The 24,442-nt window shown below is 70.6% G+C and carries 28 protein-coding genes; all 28 read left to right on the top strand.

From position 1 onward, the window contains the following. The first annotated feature begins 7 nt into the window (after positions 1-7). Positions 8-673 carry an HD domain-containing protein gene (locus Q0Z83_RS29815; protein ID WP_317786550.1) on the top strand — a complete coding sequence of 222 codons (666 nt, stop codon included), beginning with the start codon at positions 8-10 and terminating at the stop codon, positions 671-673. After that, a complete protein-coding gene (locus tag Q0Z83_RS29810; protein ID WP_317786549.1) occupies positions 670-1,248 on the top strand; it encodes a hypothetical protein in 579 nt (192 codons plus the stop codon). Before Q0Z83_RS29815 ends, Q0Z83_RS29810 begins: the two co-directional genes overlap by 4 nt. A gap of 5 nt (positions 1,249-1,253) precedes the next feature. After that, positions 1,254-1,637: a hypothetical protein gene (locus tag Q0Z83_RS29805; protein WP_317786548.1), complete on the top strand. Its 384-nt coding sequence runs from the start codon at positions 1,254-1,256 to the stop codon at positions 1,635-1,637. Continuing rightward, the gene (locus Q0Z83_RS29800; RefSeq protein WP_317786547.1) at positions 1,634-2,467 is read left to right on the top strand and encodes a deazapurine DNA modification protein DpdA family protein; all 834 of its coding nucleotides are present in this window, start codon (positions 1,634-1,636) and stop codon (positions 2,465-2,467) included. The genes Q0Z83_RS29805 and Q0Z83_RS29800 overlap by 4 nt, the downstream gene beginning before the upstream one ends. Beyond that, a complete protein-coding gene (locus Q0Z83_RS29795; RefSeq protein WP_317786546.1) occupies positions 2,464-3,015 on the top strand; it encodes a hypothetical protein in 552 nt (183 codons plus the stop codon). The genes Q0Z83_RS29800 and Q0Z83_RS29795 overlap by 4 nt, the downstream gene beginning before the upstream one ends. Continuing rightward, entirely contained in the window at positions 3,012-3,713 is a 702-nt protein-coding gene (locus tag Q0Z83_RS29790) for a WhiB family transcriptional regulator (RefSeq protein WP_317786545.1), read from the top strand. The genes Q0Z83_RS29795 and Q0Z83_RS29790 overlap by 4 nt, the downstream gene beginning before the upstream one ends. Beyond that, the gene (locus tag Q0Z83_RS29785) at positions 3,710-3,982 is read left to right on the top strand and encodes a hypothetical protein (protein ID WP_317786544.1); all 273 of its coding nucleotides are present in this window, start codon (positions 3,710-3,712) and stop codon (positions 3,980-3,982) included. Before Q0Z83_RS29790 ends, Q0Z83_RS29785 begins: the two co-directional genes overlap by 4 nt. Continuing rightward, the gene (locus Q0Z83_RS29780; protein WP_317786543.1) at positions 3,979-4,314 is read left to right on the top strand and encodes a hypothetical protein; all 336 of its coding nucleotides are present in this window, start codon (positions 3,979-3,981) and stop codon (positions 4,312-4,314) included. Before Q0Z83_RS29785 ends, Q0Z83_RS29780 begins: the two co-directional genes overlap by 4 nt. 253 nt (positions 4,315-4,567) lie before the next feature. Then, the gene (locus tag Q0Z83_RS29775; protein WP_317786542.1) at positions 4,568-5,368 is read left to right on the top strand and encodes a hypothetical protein; all 801 of its coding nucleotides are present in this window, start codon (positions 4,568-4,570) and stop codon (positions 5,366-5,368) included. Between the two features lie 15 nt (positions 5,369-5,383). Next, the gene (locus Q0Z83_RS29770) at positions 5,384-6,319 is read left to right on the top strand and encodes a hypothetical protein (RefSeq protein WP_317786541.1); all 936 of its coding nucleotides are present in this window, start codon (positions 5,384-5,386) and stop codon (positions 6,317-6,319) included. A gap of 90 nt (positions 6,320-6,409) precedes the next feature. Continuing rightward, positions 6,410-8,203 carry a DEAD/DEAH box helicase gene (locus Q0Z83_RS29765; RefSeq protein ID WP_317786540.1) on the top strand — a complete coding sequence of 598 codons (1,794 nt, stop codon included), beginning with the start codon at positions 6,410-6,412 and terminating at the stop codon, positions 8,201-8,203. A gap of 2 nt (positions 8,204-8,205) precedes the next feature. After that, on the top strand, positions 8,206-8,706 hold the full coding sequence (locus tag Q0Z83_RS29760; protein WP_317786539.1) for a hypothetical protein: 501 nt from the start codon (positions 8,206-8,208) through the stop codon (positions 8,704-8,706). After that, positions 8,703-14,180 carry a DNA polymerase gene (locus Q0Z83_RS29755; RefSeq protein ID WP_317786538.1) on the top strand — a complete coding sequence of 1,826 codons (5,478 nt, stop codon included), beginning with the start codon at positions 8,703-8,705 and terminating at the stop codon, positions 14,178-14,180. Before Q0Z83_RS29760 ends, Q0Z83_RS29755 begins: the two co-directional genes overlap by 4 nt. Continuing rightward, a complete protein-coding gene (locus Q0Z83_RS29750; RefSeq protein ID WP_317786537.1) occupies positions 14,177-14,809 on the top strand; it encodes a hypothetical protein in 633 nt (210 codons plus the stop codon). The genes Q0Z83_RS29755 and Q0Z83_RS29750 overlap by 4 nt, the downstream gene beginning before the upstream one ends. Further along, positions 14,806-15,045, top strand: coding sequence for a hypothetical protein (locus Q0Z83_RS29745; protein WP_317786536.1), 240 nt, complete (start codon positions 14,806-14,808; stop codon positions 15,043-15,045). Before Q0Z83_RS29750 ends, Q0Z83_RS29745 begins: the two co-directional genes overlap by 4 nt. Positions 15,046-15,145: 100 nt before the next feature. Then, positions 15,146-15,298 carry a hypothetical protein gene (locus tag Q0Z83_RS29740; protein WP_317786535.1) on the top strand — a complete coding sequence of 51 codons (153 nt, stop codon included), beginning with the start codon at positions 15,146-15,148 and terminating at the stop codon, positions 15,296-15,298. A gap of 109 nt (positions 15,299-15,407) precedes the next feature. Next, on the top strand, positions 15,408-15,689 hold the full coding sequence (locus Q0Z83_RS29735) for a hypothetical protein (RefSeq protein WP_317786534.1): 282 nt from the start codon (positions 15,408-15,410) through the stop codon (positions 15,687-15,689). Positions 15,690-16,139: 450 nt separating this feature from the next. Continuing rightward, positions 16,140-16,562, top strand: coding sequence for a hypothetical protein (locus Q0Z83_RS29730; protein WP_317786533.1), 423 nt, complete (start codon positions 16,140-16,142; stop codon positions 16,560-16,562). Further along, a complete protein-coding gene (locus tag Q0Z83_RS29725) occupies positions 16,555-18,096 on the top strand; it encodes a hypothetical protein (RefSeq protein ID WP_317786532.1) in 1,542 nt (513 codons plus the stop codon). Before Q0Z83_RS29730 ends, Q0Z83_RS29725 begins: the two co-directional genes overlap by 8 nt. Positions 18,097-18,114: 18 nt before the next feature. Further along, a complete protein-coding gene (locus Q0Z83_RS29720) occupies positions 18,115-19,356 on the top strand; it encodes a phage portal protein family protein (protein WP_317786531.1) in 1,242 nt (413 codons plus the stop codon). Then, positions 19,353-20,651 carry a head maturation protease, ClpP-related gene (locus Q0Z83_RS29715; RefSeq protein WP_317786530.1) on the top strand — a complete coding sequence of 433 codons (1,299 nt, stop codon included), beginning with the start codon at positions 19,353-19,355 and terminating at the stop codon, positions 20,649-20,651. The genes Q0Z83_RS29720 and Q0Z83_RS29715 overlap by 4 nt, the downstream gene beginning before the upstream one ends. 3 nt (positions 20,652-20,654) lie before the next feature. Continuing rightward, the gene (locus tag Q0Z83_RS29710) at positions 20,655-21,041 is read left to right on the top strand and encodes a capsid cement protein (RefSeq protein ID WP_317786529.1); all 387 of its coding nucleotides are present in this window, start codon (positions 20,655-20,657) and stop codon (positions 21,039-21,041) included. Positions 21,042-21,060: 19 nt separating this feature from the next. Then, on the top strand, positions 21,061-21,987 hold the full coding sequence (locus Q0Z83_RS29705; protein ID WP_317786528.1) for a phage major capsid protein: 927 nt from the start codon (positions 21,061-21,063) through the stop codon (positions 21,985-21,987). Further along, positions 21,987-22,331 (top strand): hypothetical protein, encoded by a 345-nt coding sequence (locus Q0Z83_RS29700; protein WP_317786527.1) that lies wholly within the window; start codon positions 21,987-21,989, stop codon positions 22,329-22,331. The genes Q0Z83_RS29705 and Q0Z83_RS29700 overlap by 1 nt, the downstream gene beginning before the upstream one ends. A 4-nt stretch (positions 22,332-22,335) precedes the next feature. After that, positions 22,336-22,725, top strand: a complete 390-nt coding sequence (locus Q0Z83_RS29695) for a hypothetical protein (protein ID WP_317786526.1) — start codon at positions 22,336-22,338, stop codon at positions 22,723-22,725. Positions 22,726-22,734: 9 nt separating this feature from the next. After that, positions 22,735-23,361 (top strand): hypothetical protein, encoded by a 627-nt coding sequence (locus Q0Z83_RS29690; RefSeq protein WP_317786525.1) that lies wholly within the window; start codon positions 22,735-22,737, stop codon positions 23,359-23,361. Between the two features lie 11 nt (positions 23,362-23,372). Then, on the top strand, positions 23,373-23,732 hold the full coding sequence (locus Q0Z83_RS29685) for a hypothetical protein (protein ID WP_317786524.1): 360 nt from the start codon (positions 23,373-23,375) through the stop codon (positions 23,730-23,732). Between the two features lie 3 nt (positions 23,733-23,735). Further along, positions 23,736-24,434 carry a hypothetical protein gene (locus Q0Z83_RS29680; protein ID WP_317786523.1) on the top strand — a complete coding sequence of 233 codons (699 nt, stop codon included), beginning with the start codon at positions 23,736-23,738 and terminating at the stop codon, positions 24,432-24,434. Positions 24,435-24,442: the final 8 nt, after the last annotated feature.

Genomic DNA, 24,442 nt, shown 5'->3' with positions numbered 1-24,442 from the left:
GGACGCGATGATCAGCCTCGGAGGGCTCGCCCTCGACTTCGGCCGCGTCAATCGGATCACCTACCACCAGGACGGCCTGACTCCCGAGTCGGACACCGACCACACCGTGATGCTCGGCCTCATCGCCTGCGCCTTGGCCGACCGATACTTCCCGGACCTGAACGTCGGGCTCATCGCCCAGTACGCCCTCGTACACGACTTCGTCGAGGTCTACGCCGGCGATACCCCCACGCTTCGAATGCAGTCCTCCGACGCCAAGGCAGAGAAGGCCGCACGCGAGCAGGCCGCCCTCGTACGGATCCACAGGGAGTTCCGCGGCACCTTGCCCTGGGTCGCCACCCTCATCAGCAGCTACGAGACCCGACTGACGCCTGAAGCGCGCTTCGTGAAGGCGCTCGACAAGCTCCTGCCGAAGATCACGCACATCCTCAACGGCGCCGTGACCATCCGCAAGCAGGGAATGCGCCCCGAAGAGCTGGCTGATCGCTACGAGGCTCAGATCGGCGAGCTCCAGACGTACGCCGCCGACTTTCCCGCGCTGTTCGACCTCCGCTGGGTGCTCGTCGACCGCGTCCTCTGCAGTCTCGGCGAGCAGGACGCCAGTGTCGCCCCTCAGGTGCCGTCCCGCATGAAGACCGTCGAGGACGCCGCTCCTGCCGGAGGTGTGCTGTGACCGCCGCAGAGACCTACGGGCGAGACAAGGTCTGCCAGCGCACCGCCTGCACGGCGGACGGACCTGCCGACCACGTCGGTGGTGCTCACCTCGACCCGCGTGACCGGAACCGCTTCGACGGCAACGGCACCTCGCTGCGGGCTACCACCTACCGGGTCCGCAGCGAGCTGTACGCGCTGGAGCGGGTGAAGGCCGACCACCCTGACCTGGCCGAGGTCATCGACGTGGCGGTCCACGCCGTGCTCAAGGAAATCCAGTTCCTCAACGACCAGAACGTGCACATCAAGGTCGACGCCGACCGCAAGGTCCGCGAGGCATCCCGCAACGCTCTGGACTGCGAGCACCACGGCAAGACGATCCAGGGGTTGGAGGAGCAGCTGACCCTGGTTGACCAGTCGGGCGACCGCTCGGAGAAAGGCCGGCTGGCCCTTCTCGGTGGCATCGTCGCCTTCGACGAGTTCATCCGCCAGATCGATGCCGGCGCCACGGTGCCGGACCTGCCCAAGCTGGTCGCCGCGATCCGGGACGTGCTGAAGAAGACGCACGCCGCCCACGACCGGGCCTGGAAGCGGTGAGCGCGATGACCGTCTTCGGTCCTTACGACACCGAGACCCAGGCCGCTGCCGAGCCGCTGGCCACCGAAGTCCGGGCGGTGCCGCTGTCCAACAAGCCCGGCGGGGTGGTCGCCGCCCTCCAGCTCAGCCACCTGCGCGAGGCGTGCACCGACGCCGGGGTCGAGCTGGGCCGCTTCGACGCGCGGATCCTCGCCTGGCTGGCCACCTACGAGGCCACCACCGTGCAGGTCGTCGTCGGCCTGATCAGCCGGGCGCACGCCGCGGGGGCGAAGCAGACCGCCGGGGTCCGTGAGATCGCCCAGCGATGGGTCGTCGACCCGGGCGCGTTCCCGGACGGCGCCGCCGAGCCCCTGGGGCAGATCGCGAACCTGCTGGGGGTCAGGCGGTGACCGTCGAGACGTTCTACCTCGGCACTCACGAGACCAGCTGGCTCGGCGCGGCCCAGATGCCCACGGACGCCTGCCTGTTCGTCTCTCACCGGCGCCTCAACGAACGGCGTTCCCTGCCGTCTGCCCGGGTCAACTGGGCGCTGGACTCCGGCGGCTTCACCGAGTTGCAGATGTACGGCGAGTGGCGCACCACCCCGCAGCAGTACGTGGCCGCGGTGCGCCGGTACGACGCCGAGATCGGCCGGCTCGAGTGGGCGGCGCCGCAGGACTGGATGTGCGAGCCCATTGTCATCTCCGGCGGGAAGGCCGGGCCGGTCACGTTCGCCGGGACCAAGCTGAGCGTCGAAGAGCACCAGCGGCGCACCGTCGACAACTTCATCCAGCTCAGCGAGCTGTGGGGCGACGACTTCACCAATCCCTTCATGCCGGTGCTCCAGGGCTATGAGCGCGACGACTACCTGCGCTGCTGGGACCGCTACGACGCCGCGGGAATCAGCCTGGGCAACTACCCGGTCGTCGGGCTCGGGTCCGTCTGCCGGCGCCAGGCCGAAGACGAGATCGGTGACATCGTCACCACGCTGCTCGCCCTTGACGAAGGCCTACCGGTTCACGGATTCGGGGTGAAGCTGCGCGGCCTGGAGAAGTACGGCCACCTGCTCAACACCGCCGACTCGATGGCCTGGTCGTACGACGCCCGCTACGCCGCGCCGCTGCCCGAGTGCGTCGAGGACCCGGCGGTGCGGCACAAGAACTGTGCGAACTGCATCCGCTACGCCCTGCGCTGGCGTCGCAACGTGCTCGGCCTGCTGGCCAAGGGCGGCGCGAAATGACGAGCACCCTCACCCGGCCGAACACCTACAGCGCGTACGTCGACGGGTTCGGGACCGCGCGGCGGATCCAGGCGCTGTGCCGTCTCGGCTGGTCGCTGGCGGAGCAGGCGCACATCACCGGCCGGACCGTCGCGGAGTTCGAGACGCTCGTCCGGGCCGAGCCGGTACCGACACGCGTGGCGTACCTGATCGCCCGGCTCTACGACCGGCTCGCCACCAGCGGATGGCGCCGTAGCCCGGCCGCGGAGGCCACCCGGGTGTGGGCGGCGGAGCAGGGATGGGCCCCGCCGATGGAGTGGACCACCGAAACGATCGACGACCCGGCCGCCCTGCCGGCCAGCACACCTGGGTCCGGTCCGCAACGACTGGCCGCCTGGCTGGTGAACTACCGCCTTCTGGAAGCCCAGGGCCTGACCCGCCGGCAGATCGCCGACAAGCTCGGCACCCGCCCGGAGCTGATCCGGCACCGGCTGCGGCGCGCCCGGCAGCACGGATGGGCCTCGGCGGCCACACACCCCACCACTGCGCTCGAAGGGAGCCGTCGATGACCCGCGTCTCGTTCATGGAAGATCCGGCCAGGGGGTGCGCTCCCGGCCGGGTCGACCCCGACATCTTCTTCGCCAGTCCACGACTGCCCGAGGTCGTCGAGGCCGGGCTAGCGTTCCAGGCGAAGCTCGACAAGGCCCGCGCCCGGCGAACCTGCCGCGAGCGCTGCCGGTTCGCCCAGGCCTGCTTCACCCGGGCCGAGAGCAACGGGGACCGCTACGGCATCTGGGGCGGCGTCGACATGGCCAACAACGCCGAGCGGCGCCAGGCCCGCAAGCGGTTCGGGCTGGCCGAACGCGGCGAGGTGACGCCGGAGACCGACGAGGTGCTCGTCGAGCGGGTGCTGAACTCCGGGCCCGCCGCGTTCAAGGCGCTCACCGACGATCGGCGGGCCCTAGTGGTCCGGGCGGCCGTCGGGGGCGGGATGAGCTGGACGGCGATGGAGCGCAAGTTCCGGGTCCGTCAGGCGACGCTGCGGGCGCTGGCCGGCGAGGGTGTCGAGGGCTTCGACCAGCAGGTGCAGCGGCTGTACCACGAGGGCCGATCCGACCAGGCGATCGCACTGACGCTCGGGTGCGACCAGAAGAAGGTCAAGAACACCCGGGCCCGACTCGGACTGCCTGCCCTGTTCGGACCGGGTGGCCGGCTGCGGCGCCGAATCGCTGACGTGCACCGTTCCCGGGCGGGGGTGCCGGCATGAGCAGCACCGAGGAGTACCGCGAGGTCATCGCGCGGCACCTGCCGAAGAACTGGTCGCAGGACCGGCGTGACGCCGCAGCTGACGAGATCTTCTCCGATCTGGAGGGCTCCGGCCTGCTGGTCGCGCCGAAGTGCACGGTCGTCGAGGTCGGCGGCCGGCCCCTGGTGCCGGTGCAGACGGTCCGGGCGTACGGGCTGGAGCTGGCGCTCGACGCCCACGGCGAGGCCTCGGAGATCCGGCACCCGGCCGGTCTGGTGGTCGTCGAATGAGCAACAACGTCCCTGCCCAGCGCGCAGCCGTCGAACCGGGCAGCCGCCTGGACGACCTGCTCGCCACCTACGCGGAGTTGAAGCCGCGCGTCGACGAGCTGACCGGTCGGCTGAAGTCCGTGACAGACGCGATCAAGGCGGAACTGACCTCGGCGAACCCGGCCGCGGTGCGGGTCGACGTCGATCACCCGGCGCTCGCCATGCCGCTGCGGCTGTCGTACGTCGAGAGCTGGTCGTTGGACACCAAACGCCTCAAGGAGGAGCAGCCCGCGGTGTACGTGACCTACGCCCGCAAGGGCGGCCGCTGGGATCTTCGGGGGCGATCGTCGTGAGCAGGCCGATGCGCATCAGCGAAGTCCTGGCTCAGCTCGGACCCACCTTCACCGCTCGGTACGAGAGCGAGTGCTCAGGTTGCGCCGAGGTGATCCTGCCCGGGGACAACTGCCGCGCGGACGGCGCCGGGGGCTGGATCCACACCGACAACGAATGTCACCAGATTCACCCCGAACCACGACCCGCGGCGCGTCCGGCTTGCACGGAGTGCTTCCAGGTGCCGACCGCCAACGGATCGTGCGGGTGCTTCTGATGAGCAAGATCGACGAGTTCATGCGGGCGGCTCCGGCGCGGCTGGAGGGCAACAGCCCGTGGGCCAGCCGATACGCGTCCGAGCTGCGCCGGGTGGTGGTCGCGCAGGCCAACGGGTCGGCGCGCAACGTACAGAAGCACCTTGGCCCGAGCGAGCTGGGCGTGCCGTGTGACCGGCAGGTGGTCGGCAAGCTGGCCGGCATCCCGGTGACCAACCACGTCGTGGACCCGTGGCCGTCGGTCGTCGGCACTGCGGTGCACGCCTGGCTGGCCGATGCGTTCACCGCCGAGAACCTGAAGCTGCCGGCGCCCCGGTGGCTGGCCGAGCAGCGGGTCGTTCCGCACCCGGACCATTCCGGGACCGCGGACCTCTACGACGCTGCTGAAACGGCGGTCGTCGACCACAAATGCCTCGGCGAATCGTCGATGGCGAAAGTCCGCAGCCCGAAGGGGCCGCCGGTCAAGTACGTCATTCAGCTCCTGCTCTACGGCAAGGGCTACCGCAATCTCGGGCTGCCGGTGACGCGCGTCGCGCTGGCCGCCTACCCCCGCACGGCGTCAAGCCTGGACGGCCTCTACGTCTGGGAACGCGCCACGGGGCCTCAGGACGACCCACTGATCGAGGAGGTGTTCAGGCTCACCGACCGCCGTAAGGCACTGGCGGAAGAAGTCGTCTCCGGCCAACTGACATTCACCGACATTCCCATTTCCAGCGATGACGACGAGTGCTTCTTCTGCCCCTTCTACCGCCCGCAATCCAAGCGTGACAACGGACCCGGATGTCCCGGGCCGAACAGCTGAACAAGGAGATCAGAAATGCAGCCTCAGTACCCCGGCCAGCCGGCGATGCCGCAGTACCCCCAGCAGCCGCAGCAGGGCTACCCGGCCCAGCCCGCCTACCCGCAGCAGCCGCAGTTCCCTGTCCAGCCGGCCTACCCGCCGCATGGCTACGGTCAGCCGCAGTACGCCCCGCAGCAGTACCAGCAGCCCGTTCCGGCGCAGCCGCTGCCCTCGGTGGGCCTCGACGACTACTGGCAGCAGCCGAGCTCGGCGGGTGGCCCGTCGCTGAAGTTCAAGGACGCCCAGGGCAACCCGCAGATCGGCAAGGCCTACGAGGGCTTCATCGCCCGGACCATCACCGACGGCGACATCCGCCCGCAGACCGACCGCAACGGCCAGGTGCAGACCTACCGCGACGGCCGGCCCAAGGCGGTCATGGTCGTTCCGCTGATCATGCAGCCGTCGCAGGAGTTCCCGGACGGCCAGGCCGGCTGGTGGGTCAAGGGCCAGTCCCGTGACGAGCTCGCCCGGGCCATGGCCGAGGCGGGTGCTCCGGCCGGTGCTCCGGAGTCGGGGGCCTGGGTGCGGATCACGCTCGTCAGCGTCCGGCCCATCCCCAACATGAGCCCGGCGTTCCAGTACCGGGTCGAGTACCGGCGGCCCGCGCCGACGGTTGATGGTCCGGCTCCGGGTCTTCCTATCCCGACGCCGCCGGTGCCCGCCCCGGCACCTGTGTACGCCCCGCAGCAGCAGGCGGCTCCGGTCATGTCGACGGCCTCCGGTCAGCCGATCGTGCACCAGCAGCCCGTTCCGCCGGCGCCTCCGGCCCAGCAGCAGCAGCAGCCCCCGGCCCCGCAGCCGGTTCCGGCACAGGCTCCCGCGCCCGCAGCAGCTCCGGCTGCCGGGCCGGCCGGGTTCAGCCCGGAGCAGCAGGCCCTGTTCGCGCACCTGACCGGCCAGTCGGCGGGCTGAGCGGGTGACTGTCCGGCCCGGGTGGCTCTTCCCCACGCCCGGGCCGGGCGGTGACCTTCTCGAACTCCCGACTCTTCCAGGAGGTGCTCCGTGACCTTGTTCGACACACCCGCCGCGCCTCCCGCCATGCTGCACGGCGAGCTGACCGCCGACGGTAAGACGATCGTGCTGATCGGCGTCGGGCCCGACGCGGCGATCGCGCACATGGCGGTGCAGGTCCAGTTGATGACCCCCCTGATCAAGCCCAGCAACCCGCCCGGTGCGCTCACCCTGCCCGCGACCTGGGCGGCGGTCGTCCAGCTGGCGCACCTGTTCGGCTCGGCCTGGCGGCCGGGACCGCGGCTCACCGAGTGGCTGATGGCCGAGACGATGCGTCGGACTCCCGACGGCGGGGACCTGTCCGTCGAGCTGCCGGAGGGGCTGACACCGCGGCCGTACCAGGTCGAGGGCGCCCGGATGATCGGGGCGGTCGGCCGGGGGCTGCTGTTCGACGAGCCCGGCACCGGCAAGACCATCACCACGATCCTCGGGCTGCTCGAGCGCGCCGCTCAGGGCCATCAGGTCACCCCGGCGGTCGTGCTCGCCCCGATGTCGGTAGTTGACCCGTGGATCGAGGCGTGGCAGACGTGGGCGCCGCAGTGGCGGGTCAACGCGTGGCGGGGCAGCCCGGAGCAGCGCCGCCGGCTGGCTGCCCGGTCACCGGAGCAGCAGGCGGATGTGCTGGTGTCCAGCTACGACACCGCCGCACGGGACTCCGCCAAGGGAGGCCTGCTGACCCGGGTCGGGCCGCGCACGATCGTGGTCGACGAATGTCACCTGATCAAGACCCCGCACTCGGCCAGGTCGATGGCGGCGCGGCGGCTGGCGAAGCGGGCGGACAACTTCGTCGGGCTGTCCGGTACCCCGATCACGCACCACCCCGGTGATCTGTGGCCGGTGCTGGAGGCGATGGCGCCGCTGGCGTGGCCGTCGGGGGAGCGGTGGAAGGCCCGCTACTGCAGCACCATCCCCGGCGACTACAGCGCGAAGGTGGTCGGCCTGAACCCGTACGCGGAGGCCGAGATGCGCATGACGCTGCAGGGCCAGCACCGCCGGGTCGCCAAGGCCGACGTGCTGCAGCAGTTGCCGCCCAAGGTCTACAGCGTGCGCCAGGTCGAGCTCCCGCCGCCGTACCGCAAGGCCTACGACCAGATGGAACAGGACATGATCGCTGAGCTGCCCGGCGGCGAGGAGCTGTCGGTGATGTCGGTGCTCGCTCAGCTGACCCGGCTGCAGCAGCTGGCCAGTGCGGCCGCCGACGTCACGGTCACCACCGAGGTGGTCGAGGAGGACGGTCTGCAGGTCGAGCGCCCGCACGTCCAGGTCGTGCTCAAGGCCCCGTCGTGGAAGGTCGACGCACTGCTGGAGGTGCTCGCTGAGCGGCCGGGCGAGCCGGTGGTGGCGTTCGCCCCGTCTCGGCAGCTCATGCAGCTCGCCGGTGAGCAGGCCACGAAGGCCGGGCTGCAGGTCGGCTACATCATGGGTGGCCAGTCCGCGAAGGACCGCACGGCCACGACGGACGCCTTCCAAGGAGGAAAGCTCGATCTGCTCTGCGTCACCACCGGCGCCGGCGGCGTCGGGCTCACCCTGACCGCCGCGCGGACCGTCGTGTTCCTGCAGCGCCCCTGGTCACTCGTCGAAGCCGCCCAGGCCGAGGACCGCTGCCACCGCATCGGCTCGGAGATCCACGACTCCATCGAGGTCATCGACGTGGTGGCCACCAAGACCATCGACACGCGCATCCGTGCCGTGCTCCACGAGAAGGCCGGCCAGCTGGCGGATCTGCTGCAGGACAAGCGGATCGTCACCGAGCTGCTCGGCGGATCAACGCTGCGAAAGGCCTGACCATGTACGTCATCGGTGTTGATCCCGGCCCGCTCCCGGGCATCGTCCGCCTGCACCTGATCGTCGACTCACGCGGCGTTGAGCCGTCCCGCCTGATCGGCGTTGAGCCGTCCCGCCTGATCGGCGCTGAGGCGCTCCAGGTGACCCCGGGCGTCCTGCTCACCGTCGCCACCGCGCTGTGCGAGGGGATCGGGCAGGCCTTGGCCTACGAGCGGTTCGTCGTCGGGCGGCGCGCGGCCAGGTCGGCCACCGCGGCCGCCGGCACCCGGACCCGCAGCGTCATCGGTGCGCTGGAGGAGTGGGGCCACACCCGATGCAAGGTGCACGCCCGCTCGGCCGCCGAGGTGAAGCCCTGGGCCACCGACGCCCGCCTCGACGCCGCTGGCCTGCTGGAGCTGACCAAGGGGATGCGCCACGCCCGCGACGCCGCCCGGCACGCCTTGTTCTGTGCCGTCCGCGACTACGGCCTCCCTGACCCGCTGAGCCGGAAGGCGAACCTGTGACCCCCGAGGAGATCGCGGCCGCGCTCGACGTCGCCCGCCGGCTCGCCACGGCCGGGGTGCCGATCTTCATCGCGTACCCCGACGCCACCGCCAAGACCGGCTACCGGCCGCCGTCGCGTTGGGAGCAGACCGTCCCCGACCCGGCCGTCGTCGACCAGTGGCGGCCCGGGCTGGCGCTGTGCGCGGTCATGGGCTGCGGCATCGACCTGATCGACTTCGACCCCCGCAACGGCGGCGATCCGACCGCCCTCAACGGGATGACCCCGCAGTTCCTGGCGCTCGCCGCTACCCCGTCGGGAGGCGCACACGGCTTCATCGCCTCCCTCGGCGTCGGCTCCCGCGACAACGTGCTGCCCGGCGTCGACGTCAAGGGCGGCGCGGCAGACGGATCGTCGCGGGGGTTCGCGTTCATCGCGCCCACCGTGCGGGTCAGCGCGGTCACCGGCGAGCCGATCCCGTACCGCTGGCACCAGGCACCCGACTTCAGTCGCTTCGGCCTGCTGGACACGTCAGGGGCGAACCTGGCCGCCCGCATCCGGGAGCTGAAGGCCTCCACCGACACTGTGCGCGTCGCCGGTGGTCCGCAGTGGTGGCAGGAGTTCATGTCCCAGCGCGAGCCACAGGCCGCCGCCGCCGCCGACAAGGCGATCGAGGGCAAGCTGGCTGAGGTGTCCGGCTGGACGGCCGGCTCCGGCACCGGCTTCCGGACCGTCCTGCTGCGCGCCGCGCTCACCCTCGGCGGCTACACCGGCGGCGGCTACCTCGACCGGCTCGACGCCCAGAACCTGCTCGAGAAGGCCGTCACGGGCGTCTGGGGCACCCCGGACACCGACGACCTGCTCTGGATCCAGCAGGGCCTCGACGACGGCGCCACCAAGCCGTTCTACGTCGTCACCCCCGAACAGGAGCGTGCTAATTCCGAGGCTGCGCAGGCAGTGGCCCGCGAGGGGGAACTGCCCCCGGCCGCCGGAGGGTCGCAGGAACCGCCCTGGTCGGTGTTCGGCGTGCTCGGCGGGACGCCCTTCGACCCGGCCGGCGACACCACCGACCAGGGCCTGGCTAAGGCCGTCGCCTACCGGATGTACCCGGCGCTGCGCTACGCCACCGACGCGGGGCTGTGGGTCAAACGAGGCCGCGACGTGTGGGAGGAATGCGCGGACGACATGTCCGACTGGATCATCTCGCTGCTCGCCGAGCTCATGCCGCTGGGTGAGCGCCCGATCCCGAAGAACGCCGAGGACCGCACTGAAGCGCACTGGCAGGCCGCTCGGCACGCGCTGTTCATGAGCTCCGGCGGCACCGGGAAGATCGGCCGGAAGCTGCGCGCCATCGTCCGCAGCGACCACCCGGCCTCACTGCGCATCACCGAACTGGACACCAACCCTGAGGTGCTGTGGGCCGGCGGCGTGCCGTGGAACCTGCGCACTTCCGGCGACGTGCCCACCCCCGCGCACTGGGTCGACCCGAACACCCCCCACCTACGGACAGCCCTGTGCGCCCCGGACCCGACCGTGCCGACCCCGCGCTGGGACGCCTTCGTAGCCGCGGTGCTGCCCGACCCCGAGGTCCGGGCCTGGGCGATGCGCGTGCTGTCGATCGCGCTGACCGGCTACCCGGACGCCGCCCTGCCGATCCTGTACGGGCGCGAGCGGTCCGGGAAGACCTCGCTGATCGAGATGCTGGTGACGGTGCTGGGCAGCTACGCCCACGCCGCCAACCCGAAGCTGCTGAGCTCGCAGGACAACTCCCACGACGCGATCCTGTACGACCTGCGCGGCCGCCGGCTGTCGTTCATCGACGAAGGGCCGAAGCGCGGCCACGACGCCACCGAGCGACTCAAGCAGCTCACCGGCGGGGGCTCGCTCACCGGCCGGCCCATGCGCGCCAACCCGGTCACCTTCAAGCCCAACCACACCCTGGTCATGACGACCAACCCCGAGCCCAACCTCACCGACCCCGCCCTGCGCGCCCGCGTCCGGCTCATCCCGTGCGACACGCCGCAGGAGATCGTCCGGCCGCTGAGGGTCGCCCTGCTCGGCGACGGGCTGACCACCGAGGCTCCCGGCATCCTCGCGGCGATGATGCGCGAGGCCGCGGCCTTCCTCGCCGACCGCGACACCGCCGCCACCACGGCCGCGCCGATCAGCATCCGCGGCCTGGCCGAGGAGATCGCCGAAGGGCAGGACCCGATCCAGGAGTGGGTCGAAACCTGCACGGTGCCGAGCGACCCGGGAACCCAGAGCCGGATCCTCTACAGCCAGCTGTTCGCCCGCTGGCACCAGGAGCACCCGCGGTTCCGTCGCCTGTCCCTGCCGACCGAGACGGGCTTCGGCCGTCGGCTCACCGAGCTGGGCTACCCGGCGCACAAGAGTGACGGCCGGATGTACCGGCCACTGTCCGTGTTGAACGGCGGATTCGGGATCACCCCCACCCCGCCCACGCTGGCTGCGTTCATGGGAGCACCCGGAGGACTACAGGGAGGGTCTCAGGGAGGCTCAGGGGAGGTTCCGGAAGGTTTCCGAGGCAACCGTCCGGAGGTAGTTACCCCAGCTCAGGGCGTACTTTCTAGTAGGTCTAGGGAGGGTAGGGAGGGTTTTTCCTCTGCCCAGAAAACTGAGTCACAAAAAGTAGAGGTAGAAGAAAATACAGACCAAAGGGGGGCCGGACCCTCCACCCTCCCTACGCCCTCTATTTTTGAGGCCCCCACCTCGGATAACACCACCGGAGGGATGGTTTCGGAAGACCTCCCGGAACCTCCCGGGGACAACGAAGCCCCTACACCGGCCCGGCGGACCGATTCGGCTACAGGGCGTTACACCAAGGCGGCGGCCAAGGCAGCGGAGAAGGAAGCCGCCCGGCAAACCTCGGTGGGCGAGCGCACCCCGCTGCCGGTGCTAGTCGACCGGGCCGGCACCATCACCGCGATCGACCCCGCCCGGGCCGCCTCCGAGATCGGCCTGGCGGTGGTCCGGGCCGGTGGCGCGCTGACCGTGGACGTCGAGCACTCCGGCTACCCGGTCGGACACCCCGACTACGTGCTGCGCACCGCCCAGCTCGGCGATGAGCAGGCCGCTGTGGTTCTCGACCCGGCCGACCCGGCGCAGGCCGAGGTCATCCGGGCCGCCCTGGCTGGCGCACCCCGGCTGCACGCGCACTCGGCCACCGCCGACCTGGTGCCACTCGTGTACGCCGGGCTGACCGATGAGTCCGCCTGGGAGCGGATGCATGACACCGTCATCCCGGCCAAGCTCGCCGACCCGCAGAGCACCGGCAGCGACCCCGGGCTCAAGCAGCTGGCCGGCACCCTGCTCGGCAGCGCGGCCACTGCGCCGGAGGCGGACAAGGCCCGTGGCCACATGTTCAAGCTGCACGGCTGGCTGACCGAGACCAAGGCCACTACTCCGGTCGAGAAGTCCGGCTGGGCCCAGGTCGACCCGACCAGCGAGACGATGGAGCGGTACGCCGCCAGCGACGTGCTCGACACCGCCGCCCTCGCCGTCCGGCTCCCGCAGCTTCCCGCCGAGGTGGTGGAACGGGAACGGGCCGTGCAGCGCATCACCGCCCGGGTCGCGCACCGCGGCGTCCGGGTAGACCGCGACCAGGTCACCCGGCTCGAAGCCGAGCACACCCCGGCCATGCACGCCGCCGCCGCTCGGATCCGGGGCCTGGGCCTGGACAACCCCGGCAGCGACCGGCAGCTCGCCGACCGGCTCACCCAACTCGGGGTCACCCTGCCCCGCACCCAGCCCAGCGCCAAGTTCCCCGAGGGCCAGCCCAGCGTCGCCGCCGGCGTTCTCGAGGGCCTCAAGAGCACCCCCGGAACGGCCGGTGAGCTCATCACAGCCGTCCTGGACTACCGGCACCACGAAACAGTGCTCACCACGTTCCTGGAGCCCTACCGAGTGCTCTGCGACCGTGGCGACGGTCGGGCCCGGCCCACCGTCTACACCCTCGGCACCGACACCGGCCGCATGAGCTGCGTGCGCCCCAACCTCCAGCAGCTCCCGCGCCAGGGCGGCGTCCGCGCCTGCATCACCGCCGATCCCGGCCACGTCCTGGTCTCCGCCGACTTCAGCGGCGTGGAGATCCGGGTCATGGCCGCGCTCAGCCAGGACCCGGAACTGATCCGTCAGCTCCGCGAAGGCGTCGACCTGCACGCCATGGTCGCCGAGCAGGCCTTCGGTGCCGGCTGGACCAAGGCCGACCGGTACACCGCCAAGCGCGGTGTCTTCGGCTGGGCCTACGGCGGTGGCGTGGCCAGTCTCGCCCGTCAGGTCGGCGTCCCCGAATCGACCATGCAGGCCGTGGTCGACGCCCTCGGCCAGATCGCCCCCGGCTACGTCCGGTGGGCCGACGAGGTCAAGCGAGCCGTCCGCGGCGGCGCCACCCAGATGCCGACCTACGCCGGCCGGGTCATCCACCTCGACCGGCAGTTCCCCCACAAGGCCCCGAACTACTGCCTCACGCCGGACACCCCCATCCTGCGATCAGACCTGCGGCACGTCTCAGCCGCTGACATCCGGCCAGGTGACCGGCTCGTCGCCTTTGACGAATTTCCCGGCGACGCGGGCAGCGGGAATAAGTACCACCGGATGCGTACCGCCATCGCGGAGAAGGTGTCGACGGTGGTCAAGCCGTCCGTGACTGTCCGAACGGCGGATGGGAAGGCAACCACATGCAGCGCCGACCACCTGTGGCTTGCGCGCCCGCTGAAGGTGCCGCACCGCGGTCCCCGTATCCGCTGGATCCGGGCAGATGCTCTTCGGCCAGGAGATTCGCTGCTCTCACTCGGTACATGGCAGGAGGGCGCCTCGCGGACGGCCGGCTACCTGGCGGGTCTGTACGACGGGGAGGGCTCGCTCCAGTCCCGCGGTTCCGGCCACCAAACCACAGGGCTGACTTTCGCCCAGCTTGAGGGTCCGGTCATGGACGCCTTCTGTGCCGGGATGACCGAACTCGGGCTGCCCTTCGGGTACCACGGTCGGGCGCCACAGAGCACCTCGCCGACCGACCTCGTGCAGGTCAGCGGAGTCCGGAACATCATGCGCGTGCTTGGCACGTTGCAGCCGGAGCGCTTCCAGCACCGGTTCGAGGATGTCTACGAGGGGGCTGCGATCACAGCGGGACTGGCCGAGTCAGTGGCTGTAGTCGCTGTCGATGGCGCCGGTGATCTGGAGCTGACATCCATCCAGACCAGTACCCGGACCTTGGTGGCCAACGGTTACCTCTCGCACAACTGCATCCAGGGAACCGCGCGCGAGCTGCTGGTGGACGCCCTTCTGGAGTGGGACCGGACCCGTTGGGGCGGCGGTGTGGTTCTGCCGGTGCACGACGAGATCGTGGCCATGGTCCCCGAGGCCGACGCCGTCGAGGCCACCGCCGCGCTGGTCCGCTGCATGAGCCGGGAGCTGTACGGCATCGAGATCAAGGCCGAGGCGTCCGAGCCCTCCTTCGCCTGGCGGGACTCGGCATGAGCACCACCATCACCACCCGGACGACCCTGAGGAGCGCCGACGTGACAGATCTGCCGACCCCCGAGCACCTCCGGGCTTCCGCCGCCTTGTGGTCGCTGCGCGCCTCGCTGAGCACGCTGTCCGACCGCGAGGCGGCCGAGGACAAGGCGATCGCCGACGAGCGGGTGGCCGCCGCCGACCCGCTGAAGAGCCCGGTCTGGGGTGGCCGGCAGGCGCTCGGTGGTCACAGCGACCCCACCACCGACGCCCTGCTCCAGCTCACCGGCCCGGTCCGGGAGAACCGGTTCACACCCCTGCTCGAGGAGGTGACCGGCCAGCTGGCCAACGTCGCCCAGCACCTGCCGCCGGCCGGCGTCACCAGCCTCGTCCGGATCGTCGCCGCCCTGCCCCAGCTCAGCAAGCCGGCCGCGTTCTCCACCTGGCAACTCGCCGACCGCATCGACTCCCGGATCCGGCGCCTGTTGTCGCTGCCCGGCGACCGGCAGTACGTGCCCCGGGTGAAGTGCCCCTGGTGCGACGCGGTCAGCCTGGTGATGCGCCTGGAGCCCCCGCAGCCGGATCGGGTGGTCGAGTGCACCACGTGTACCGGCGCGTGGCTGTGGGCCGATGTGGCAGGAGCCCGGCCGTGATTGAGGTGGCGGGGGAGTGGTGGGGCACGGCGGACGAGGTGGCCGGGCACATCGGTCAGGGCGTCACCGCGGATGCGGTCCGCTGGTGGTCCCGTTATGACGGGCTGACCAAGGCCCGGACGACCGACGACCACGGCCGGCCCCAGGTGCGGTACCCGCTGAGCCAAGCGATCCGCATCGATGCGGCCAAGCGGGCTGGTAGTCGAGGGCGTAAACGCGCAGCGTGGGCCGCTTGACAGACGTCTAGATCATTCTCCAAACTGGTGATGGCAGAGGACTGCCCACAGCCCGGTCGAGCGCACAGCTCCCGGGCTGTCGCCATTCCCGGGGGTGACCATGACGTCCCACCGTGCGCCCGAGACCCTGTGGGCCTACATCGGCGGCTGGATCATCGACGGACTGATCGGCCTGTTCATCGGCATCACCCTCGCCCTGCTCGGTCTGCTGGCCACGCTGTGGGTGATGGCCCTGTCAGGGCACGCCTGGTGACCGATGTGGATACCACCCACAGGACCATGCCGGGCACCTGAGCAGCCGATCCCGTACCGGATCCGGACACGGCATCCTGACCGTCCCACCACGGACGGAAGGGCCCATCATGACGGACTACACGACCACCAGGCCTCAGCAGCGCACCGGCCTTCAGAAGGCCCGTGACATCGCCCTCACCGTCATGGCGGTGCTGGTGAGCATCGTGTGCCTGCTCCTGCTCTATGTCGGGGTCGCCGCCGGATCCGCGCTCTCCGACGTCAGCAACCGGCTCAGCGAGTCCACCCCGACGCCGGCGTTCACCTTCGACACCCCGGCCGTACCTGACCCCGTGCGCACCAACGCCGACGGTGTGGAGTGCATTGGTGAGGAGGCGATCCCTGGCTGCTGAACCTGGAGGGGGCCATGCCTGCTAAGGCCACCACCAGTGAGCGGGGATACGGTGCCCGGCATCAGCAGCTGCGAGAGCAGTGGGAGCCCAAAGTCAGGGCCGGGCTGGTTGACTGCCATGCGGCCCAGTGTGTCGAGCCCGGCCGCCGCATCGAGCCGGGCAGTGACTGGGACTTGGGCCATACCCCGGATCGCACCCGATGGACCGGGCCTGAGCATGCTCGCTGTAACCGTGCCGAGGGTGGGCGCCGTGGAGCTGCGGTCACCAACGGCCAGCGCGCCGCGCTCCGTCACTCGCGGACCTGGTGATCCCGAGGCGCAGAAAAAATCCGGGCCGCAGACCGCGTGACCCCCGCGCGAGTCAGTTGTCCCCTCCCTGTCTGGGTGTTGCAACAGTCCGCAGCACTGACGCGAACTGTTGCAACGGTGCCTGACCAGCGAGGAGGCAGCCGTGGAGCACGATGTGACCTGCTCCTGTGGCAAGGTCTTCCGGGCACGGTCGGAGCGGGCGACCTATTGCAGTTCGACGTGCCGGTCCCGGGCGTCCCGGGCGGGTCTGGTCGGCCCGAAGGCAAAGGTGGTGCAGCTCGGCGCCGTGCCGGCCGCAACGCCGGACGACAAGACAGAGCCCCTCTTGGTCGCGATCACACGGGAGGAACTCGACCGGGCCGGTCAGCTGAACACAGCACTCGGTCAACAGGCTCTGCTGCTCGCCGAGCGTATGGCCTCACCCTTCGCCTCGGCTGCCGCGGTGGCCTCGTTGGCGAAGCGCCACTCAGACCTGATCGCAGCGCTGGTTCCGCCGGCTCCCGGGAAGCCGGACTTCCTGGACGAGCTGGCTGAGCGGCGTCTGAAGAAGGCCTCCGGTGAGTGAGCCGATCGCTCCGGCGCACCTGTGGGTCCCGCCAAGCGCAGGCTCTTACGGTGACGAGGCCGTCGACCTGATGCGGCTCGCGGGCCGCGAACTGGATGCCGAGCAGGTGCACGACGTCACCTGCATGCTGGCCTACCGGCCTGGTGGGCGCTGGGCGGCGTTCGAAGAGGTGATTATCGAGCCGCGCCAGAACGGCAAATCCGGCGGCGTGCTCATGTCCGTTGTCGTGTTCGATCTGTTCCTGCTCAAGCCTGACCGGATCGTGTGGACAGCGCACCTGTTCAAGACCGCCCGAGAAGCGTTCATGGACCTCAAGAACTTGATCGACGCCACCCCCGAACTGTCGAAGCGGGTCAAAGCCATCCGTGAGGGCAAAGGCGACGAGGCGATCGAGCTGCACGGCAAGTCGCGGACCAGCCAGGGCGCTCTCTTAGAGTTCCTCGCCCGGTCGGAGGGCGGCGGCCGCGGCCTCGGCGGAAAGCGGCTGGTTTTCGATGAGGCCCTGTTCCTAGGCGCCGATTCGATGGGTGCGCTCATCCCCACCCTCGCCGCCCGGTCGATCACCGGTGATCCGCAGATCATGTATGGCTCCTCGGCCGCCGTGCTGCGCTCCGATCACCTCCGGGTCCTGCGCGACCGTGGGCGCAAAGGCGGCGACCCCTCACTTGTCTACATCGAGAGGTGCGCCCCCGGCAGTTGGGACGATCCCGGGTGCGCCGATGGGCCCGAATGCACGCACATGGTCGGCGTGGACGGCTGTGCGCTGGATGACGAGACGTTGTGGTTGCTCGCGAATCACGCGCTCGGCAAGCGAATCTCGTACGAGTACATCCGCAACGAGCGCCGCTCCATGCCGACGCCGGAGCAGTTCGGCCGCGAGCGCCTCGGCTGGCATACCGACCCGATCGGCGCCGGCGAACTACCCGTTGAGGCGTGGGCGCTGTGCTTCGACGCCAACTCCGCCCCGACCACCCGGCCCGTGTTCATGATCGACGCCTCGCCGGGCCTCAAGTCCGTTGCGATCGCCGCAGCGATGTGGCGCCCAGACGGCCTGCCTCACCTCGAGCTCGTCGCCCATTCACCCGGTTCGACCTGGGTGGCGGAGCGCGCAGCTCAGCTACGGCAGCATCGGCCCCTGGATTGGGTGCTTGACCCGTCGGGCCCCGCCGGCGCACTGTTGCCCGCCCTACGCGAGGCCGGCATTGAGCCGACCCTGATGACACCCCGCGACATGGGCCAGGCCTGTGAGGCTTTTGCCGCGGCGGTCGAGAACCGGGCACTGCGGCACCTGGATGAGCCGGTCCTGCGCAAGGCCCTGGCCGGCGCTGGCCGTCGCGACGTCGGCGACGGGCTGTGGGTGTGGTCCCGGCGCAAGTCCGACATCGACATCTGCCCTCTCGTTGGCGCCACGGGCGCGTTCTGGGGCCTGTCCGTCGTTCCGCCGGAGACGCCACCGCCGCCGTCGCCGCTGGTGGAGACCCTGTCCGGATCGAACCGTGCGGAAACCGACTACCTGGCGGGCGCCGGGTTCTGACCGATCAAGGGGGTCGTCGTGGTCGCCGTCCCTCAGACCGAGATCGGGTACGCCCAGAACACCGGCTTGTCGAACTGGTGGATGACGCTCGATGACGAGCCGACGCCCGAGCTTCAGTGGCCCCGCTCGGTCGGCGTGTACGACGCCATGCGCTCCCAGGACGCCCAGTGCGCCTCGGTGCTCCGTGCCGTCGCCTTCCCCGTCCGCCGGACGCCGTGGCGCATCGATCCGGCCGGCGCGCGGGACGACGTGGTGCGACTGGTGGCTGAGGATCTGGGCCTGCCGATCGCCGGCGACGGGCAGCCTGCTGCACCGGTGCGTACCCGGGACCGGTTCTCCTGGGCCGAGCACCTACGGCTGGCGCTGCTCATGCTGCCGTTCGGTCACATGTTCTTCGAGCAGGTCTACCGCATCGAGGCAGGCCGGGCCCGGCTGCGCAAGCTCGCCCCGCGACTGCCCAGGACCATCGAAGACATCAAGGTCGCCCCCGACGGCGGCCTCATCTCGATCATCCAGCACTCGGCCCGGGCGGACCACGTTCAGCGCCCGATCCCGGTGGACCGGCTGGTCGCCTACGTTCACGACCGGGAGGGCGGTAACTGGCTCGGCCGGTCGCTGCTCCGGCCGGCGTACAAGCACTGGCTGATCAAAGACAGGCTGTTGCGGGTCGACGCACAGACCATCGAGCGCAACGGCATGGGCATCCCCGTCTACGAGGGCGCTGAGGGCGAGGCCGACCTCGGTCCGGGCCTGGCAATGGCGAAGGCCTGGCGCTCAGGCGAGTCAGCCGGCTCCGCCACCCCGAACGGCGCGAAACTCCGGCTGGCCGGCGTCGAGGGAAGCCTGCCCACCGCACTGCCGTCCATCCGGTACCACGACGAGCAGATCGGCCGGGCCGTCCTGGCGCACTTCCTCAACCTGGGCACCCAGACCGGCAGCTGGGCGCTGGGCACTACGTTCGCCGACTTCTTCACCCTGAGCCTTCAGACCCTGGCTCAGCAGATCGCCGACACGGTCACCCAGCACGTCATCGAGGACATCGTCGACCTCAACTTCGGCGAGACCGAACCGGCCCCGCGGCTGGTCTTCGACGAGATCGGCTCTCGCCAGGCCGCCACCGCCCAGGCCATCAAGATGCTCGCCGACGCCGGGATCCTGCTGCCCGACCGCTCCCTCGAGGAAGCCGCCCGCCAGCAGTTCGGCCTGCCGCCGAAGGACTCGCGCCCCACCACGACCACACCACCCGCGGAGGACGCGTGACCACCAGCCCAGCCCCCAAGCAGTGGTTCCACATCGGTCCGCCGGTCCTTGCCGTGGCCGAGCCGCAGAGCCCGGCGGAGGAACCCAAGCCGGCCACCACCGCCGACGTTTACCTGTTCGACGAGATCGGCGGCTGGTGGGGCGCCACCGCCGAGGACTTCGTCAAGGAGGTCGCCGGCCTCGACGTCGACCGGATCGTCCTGCACCTCAACAGCCCGGGCGGCGCCGCCAAGGAGGGCGTGGCCATCGCCAACGTCCTGCGGGCGCACCGGGCCCACGTCGAGGTCCGCGTCGACGGCTGGGCCGCCTCGGCCGCCTCGGTCATCGCCATGGCCGGCAACGAGATCGTCATGGGCGTCGGCAGCCAGATGATGATCCACGACGCGTGGGGATTCGCTCAGGGCGACGCGAGCGAGATGCGCAAGGCCGCCGACATGCTCGACTCGACCAGCGACTCCCTGGCCGCCGCCTATGCGGCCCGCACCGGCATACCGGCGGCTGAGTGGCGCGCGGTCATGAAGGCCGAGAGCTGGTACACCGCCGAGGAAGCCGTCCAGGCCGGTCTCGCCGACCGGGCGGCCGCCGCCGACGAGACCGGCACCGCCTCCGACCGGCACATCACCCCCGGCGCCAGGTCGAGCAGTTCGTGGGACCTGTGGGACTCGCTGGCCAGCGTCGACCGCTTCGACACCCGCCGGTTCGCCTACGCCGGCCGGGCCGCAGCACCACCCCCGCGCATCCCCGCCCGACCGGCTCCGGCCGCATCCACCCAATCCACCCCGCCAGGGGCGGCACCGAACACGAGAGGAGCCGGTATGGACCCGGCAAAGATCCGAGAGGCGCTGGGTCTGACCGCCGACGCCTCCGACGACGAGGTGAAGGCCGCGCTCACGTCGGCCGGGCTCACCGCTGCGTCGACCGCCCCGGCTCCCGACACGGAGCCCGTGGCCAAGCCCAAGCCCGGCAACGCCCCCGGCACCATGACCGTGGACGTCTCGGCCTGGCAGGACCGCGAGGACCGGCTCAAGCGCCTCGAAGCCCAGGAGGGCAAGCGGCGTATCGCCGAGCGTGACCAGATCCTCAACCAGGCCGTCATCGACGGGAAGTTCGCCCCGGCCCGCAAGGAGCACTGGGCGCGGCTGTGGGACGCCGACCCCGAGGGCACCCGCGAGGTCGTGGCCGGGCTCACCAAGAACGTCGTGGCGGTCTCCGAGATCGGCTCGGCCGGCGACGACTCCGAGTTCGACGACGAGTTCGCGAGGTTCTTCTCGCCGACCTACACGAAGGGCTCCTGAGACATGGCCGACTACCAGCCCATCGTGACCGGCGGCGCGAAGCCGTGGACTGCCACCACCTCCGGTGCCGTCACTGGCGGTCGCGTCCTGGTCGAGTCCGGCAGCGGCACCGTCGCCCAGGCCGGAGCCGACGCCGCCGACGCGGTCGGGGTCGCCGCTTTCGACGCCGCCTCCGGCGCCAAGGTCACCGTGTGGCCGCTCGACGGTGTCGTCCACGAGTTGGAGGCCTCCGGCGCCATCACCAGCGGCGCTGGCATCGCCACCGACGCCAACGGCCAGGTCAAGACCGGCGTCATCGCCACCCTGGCCGCCGCCGGAACGCTCATCGGCACCGCCCTGACCACCGCGGCCGGATCGCCGCTCAAGCTGCGCGTCCAGGGACGCCGGTAAACCCCGAGAGGAGTAGACAGTGCCCGGTACCTACCCGGCAGCTGCGCCGACCCTGTCGGGCGACACGCTGACCATCAGCCGGCTTCTGCAGAACCCGGCCTTCATCGCGAGGGTCCTGCGCACGTTCCGCAACCTGCGGTTCGTCTCCGACCAGATCCTCACCCAGCGGTTCCGCTCCAACGGCGGCGCCGTGCTCTACGACCAGTCCGAGCCGTTCGTGTCCGACCGCACGGTCGAGGCCGTCGCCCCCGGCTCGGAATACCCGTTCGCCAGCCTGCCGACCGGCACCGCGGCGATCGCCGCGATCGTCAAGTGGGGCCAGAAGCACCGCCTCACCGACGAGGAGATCGCCCGCAGCGCCTACGCCGGCGACGCGATCGGCCGGAGCATGCAGAAGGTCGTCAACTCGGTCATCAAGCAGGTCGACGCCGTATCGATGTCGGCGATCCAGTCGGCCGCCGCGGACACCGCCACGGCCGGGACCTGGGATAACGCGACCGCGGCGAACCGCAAGCCGCTCGACGACATCCTGCTCGGCGTTCAGCGCATCGAGGACCGCAACCAGGGCTACACCCCGGACACCCTGGTCGTCTCGCCGAAGGCCTACACCTACCTGATGCTGTCCGAGCTCATCGCGACGCTGCGGCAGCGCGAGTCCACTGACAACCCGGTCTACACCGGCGAGATCGAGAAGGTCGCCGGGCTGACCATCCTCAAGACCCCGGCCCTGACGACGTCCGTGCTGGTGCTCGACTCCAAGTCGCTCGGTGGCATGGCCGACGAGATGGACGGGGCCCCCGGCTACGCGGTCTCCGACCTGGCCGTCCAGGTCAAGGCGATCCGCCACGACGACCTCGACGCCTGGGACCTGCAGGCCCGCCGCAAGACCGTCCCGGTCGTCCTCGAAGGCGGCGCCGTCGAGGAGATCACCGGGGTGGTGAGCTGATGACGACCCACATGGTGGCCGCGCCGTACGTGACCCTGCGGGTGCTCGACGACAACGGCCAGCCGGTCCTGCGCGGTTTCCACGAAGGCGCTCTCGTACCGGCCAGCGTCAACGACGAGGACCTGGCTCGGCACCTGCGCAAGGGCATGATCACCGAGGCCCGGCTGGAACCCGTCGCCACTGAGTCCGAGGAGCCCCCGGCACCCAGCAAGCCGAACGGCGGGGATTCCCGGGCGAAGTGGGCGGACTACGCCCGCAGCAAGGGCGCCCCAGACTCCGAGTTGGCCGCGCCCGAGGACGGCGGCCTGACCCGCGACCAACTCCGCGACAAGTACGGCAGCTGACGCCGTGGCGGACCTGTTCGAGCTGACCGATCTCGCCTCCTACCTGCAACGGGCTGACCTCGACGTCGAGACCGCCGTCAGGGCACGGCGGATCGCCTCCGGCAAGCTCAGGTCCGCCACCCGGCTCGCCGCCTGGCCGGACCCGGTCCCGGACGACCTGTGGACGTGGGCGGTCGAGCTGGCCGGCCTGGCCTACAACAATCCGGAGCTGCTGGCCACCGAGACCACCGGCGCCGTCTCCTCCACCTGGGAACGGGGGCGGCAGGCCGAGATCCTGGCCGCCGCCCGGGAGACCTACGGCGGCCCCGGTGGGATCCCGGCCGGCGGCCCGCTGTTCTCCTTCCCCGAACCCGACTGGCGTTGGTCGTCCACCAACCCCAACACCTGCGTCTGAGGAGGCCCAGTGGGCACCGACACCGCACGCGCACACGACCACCTCGGCGTCAGCGTCCGCACCCCGCTCGCCGACCGGTCGTTCGGCACCACCCTGTGGCGGGTGGAGCGCTGGGACGCCGACCAGACCCGCTGGGTGAAGACCCGCACCGGTCTGGCCGCGCCGACCGGCGCCGACTTCAGGCAGCTCGGCGTCGAGTCGTACGAGACCAGTGAGGTGCTGGGCAACCTCATCACCAACGCCGGCTGGACCCGGTTGATGAACCTGCTCACCAACCAGGGCGCCACCCAGGCCCTGGACGCCACCCATGTACGCATCGGCGTGGGCAACGGCAGCACCGCCGAGGCCTACACCGACACCGATCTCGCCGCCGCGGCCGGCGCGTCCAACCGCTACTTCCAGCCCGTCTCCGGCGCCGGCTCGCTTGGCACCCGCACGCTGACTTTCAGCGCCACGTTCGGCACCGCGGACGGCAACCACGCCTGGAACGAGTTCGGCCTGGACGTCACCTCCGGCACCGCCGCGGGCGGCACCACGGTGGGCGCCCTGCTGTTCAACCGCAAGGCCGGCATTGCCCAGGGCACCAAGGCGAGCGGGCAGACCTGGACCGCATCTGCCGTCGTGACCTTCAGCTGATCGGAGCCACCATGCCCGCGCTGTCCGGCCAGGTCATCATGATGCTGACCAACGACCAGGGCCTGCCGGTCCTCACCGTCACCTGGTTCTTCAACCCCACCACGCGTGCGCTGCGGAACAACCCCACGGCCTGGACCGCCCCCGACGGCACCGTGTACGCGGCCGGCACCGGCGCGCTCATCGCCGACAACCAGCTCGGCCGCACCGTCCGGGTAAGGATCAACGACGAGAACGGTGCCCTGGTCCGCCGGGTCAACATCCCCGCCGGTGGCCGTTCGGTGACGGCTAATCAGCTCGCCAACGCGCCGGCCCCGGACGGCCCGTACATCACCGCCGACGACCTCAACGGCCTGACCTTCGACGTGGTGTGACCGGTGGTCGCCGCCGTCGTCCAGCGCCTCGGGAAAGGTTCCGCCGGGGCGGTCGCCTCGCTCGCCGTTGGCGCCGGGGACGGTTGGGCAACCCCCACCGCCGGCAACATCCTGGTGGCCACCGCGAACTCCGACGCCACCGTCACGATGAGCACCGCCGGATTCACCCCCGGCCCCTCCATCATCGACGGCAACGGTGCGTACTGCTGGTACAAGGCGGCCGCCGGTACGGAGTCCACGATCACCGTGACGCCCGGCTCCAGCGCCCGGACCGCGATGACCGTGCACGAACTGAGCGGCGTCAGCCTGCCGATCGACGCCTCGAACTCCTCGACGATCGCCGGTTCCAACGGCACCGTCACCACAGCGGCCACCGTGACGACCACCGGCGCCGGAGACTTCATCCTCGCCGCAGCGTTGCTGCACTCTTACTCGGGCGTCTCCCCGAGCGCACCGTCCTGGTCGAACGGGTTCACGAACACGCTGAGCCCCGAGTCCAGCCCGATCGTCAGTGGCGATTGCAAGACCTTCATCGGTGAGTTGATCGCCGGGAGCGCCGGGTCGTACAGCACCGTCTGTTCCTGGACCTCCGTGGCGGGCGACCGGCAGCACATCATCCTCGCGTTCAAGGCGTCCGGTGGCGGCGCGGCAGGCACCCTCGTCATCCCGCGCCGCCCCGCGCGCGGCCTCGTCATGCGATAGGAGCCCCG

The organism is Actinoplanes sichuanensis (genome assembly GCF_033097365.1).
Classification (GTDB): Bacteria; Actinomycetota; Actinomycetes; order Mycobacteriales; family Micromonosporaceae; genus Actinoplanes; species Actinoplanes sichuanensis.
Note: the sequence above shows the minus strand (reverse complement) of the source record. Positions and strands in the feature narration are given on the sequence as shown.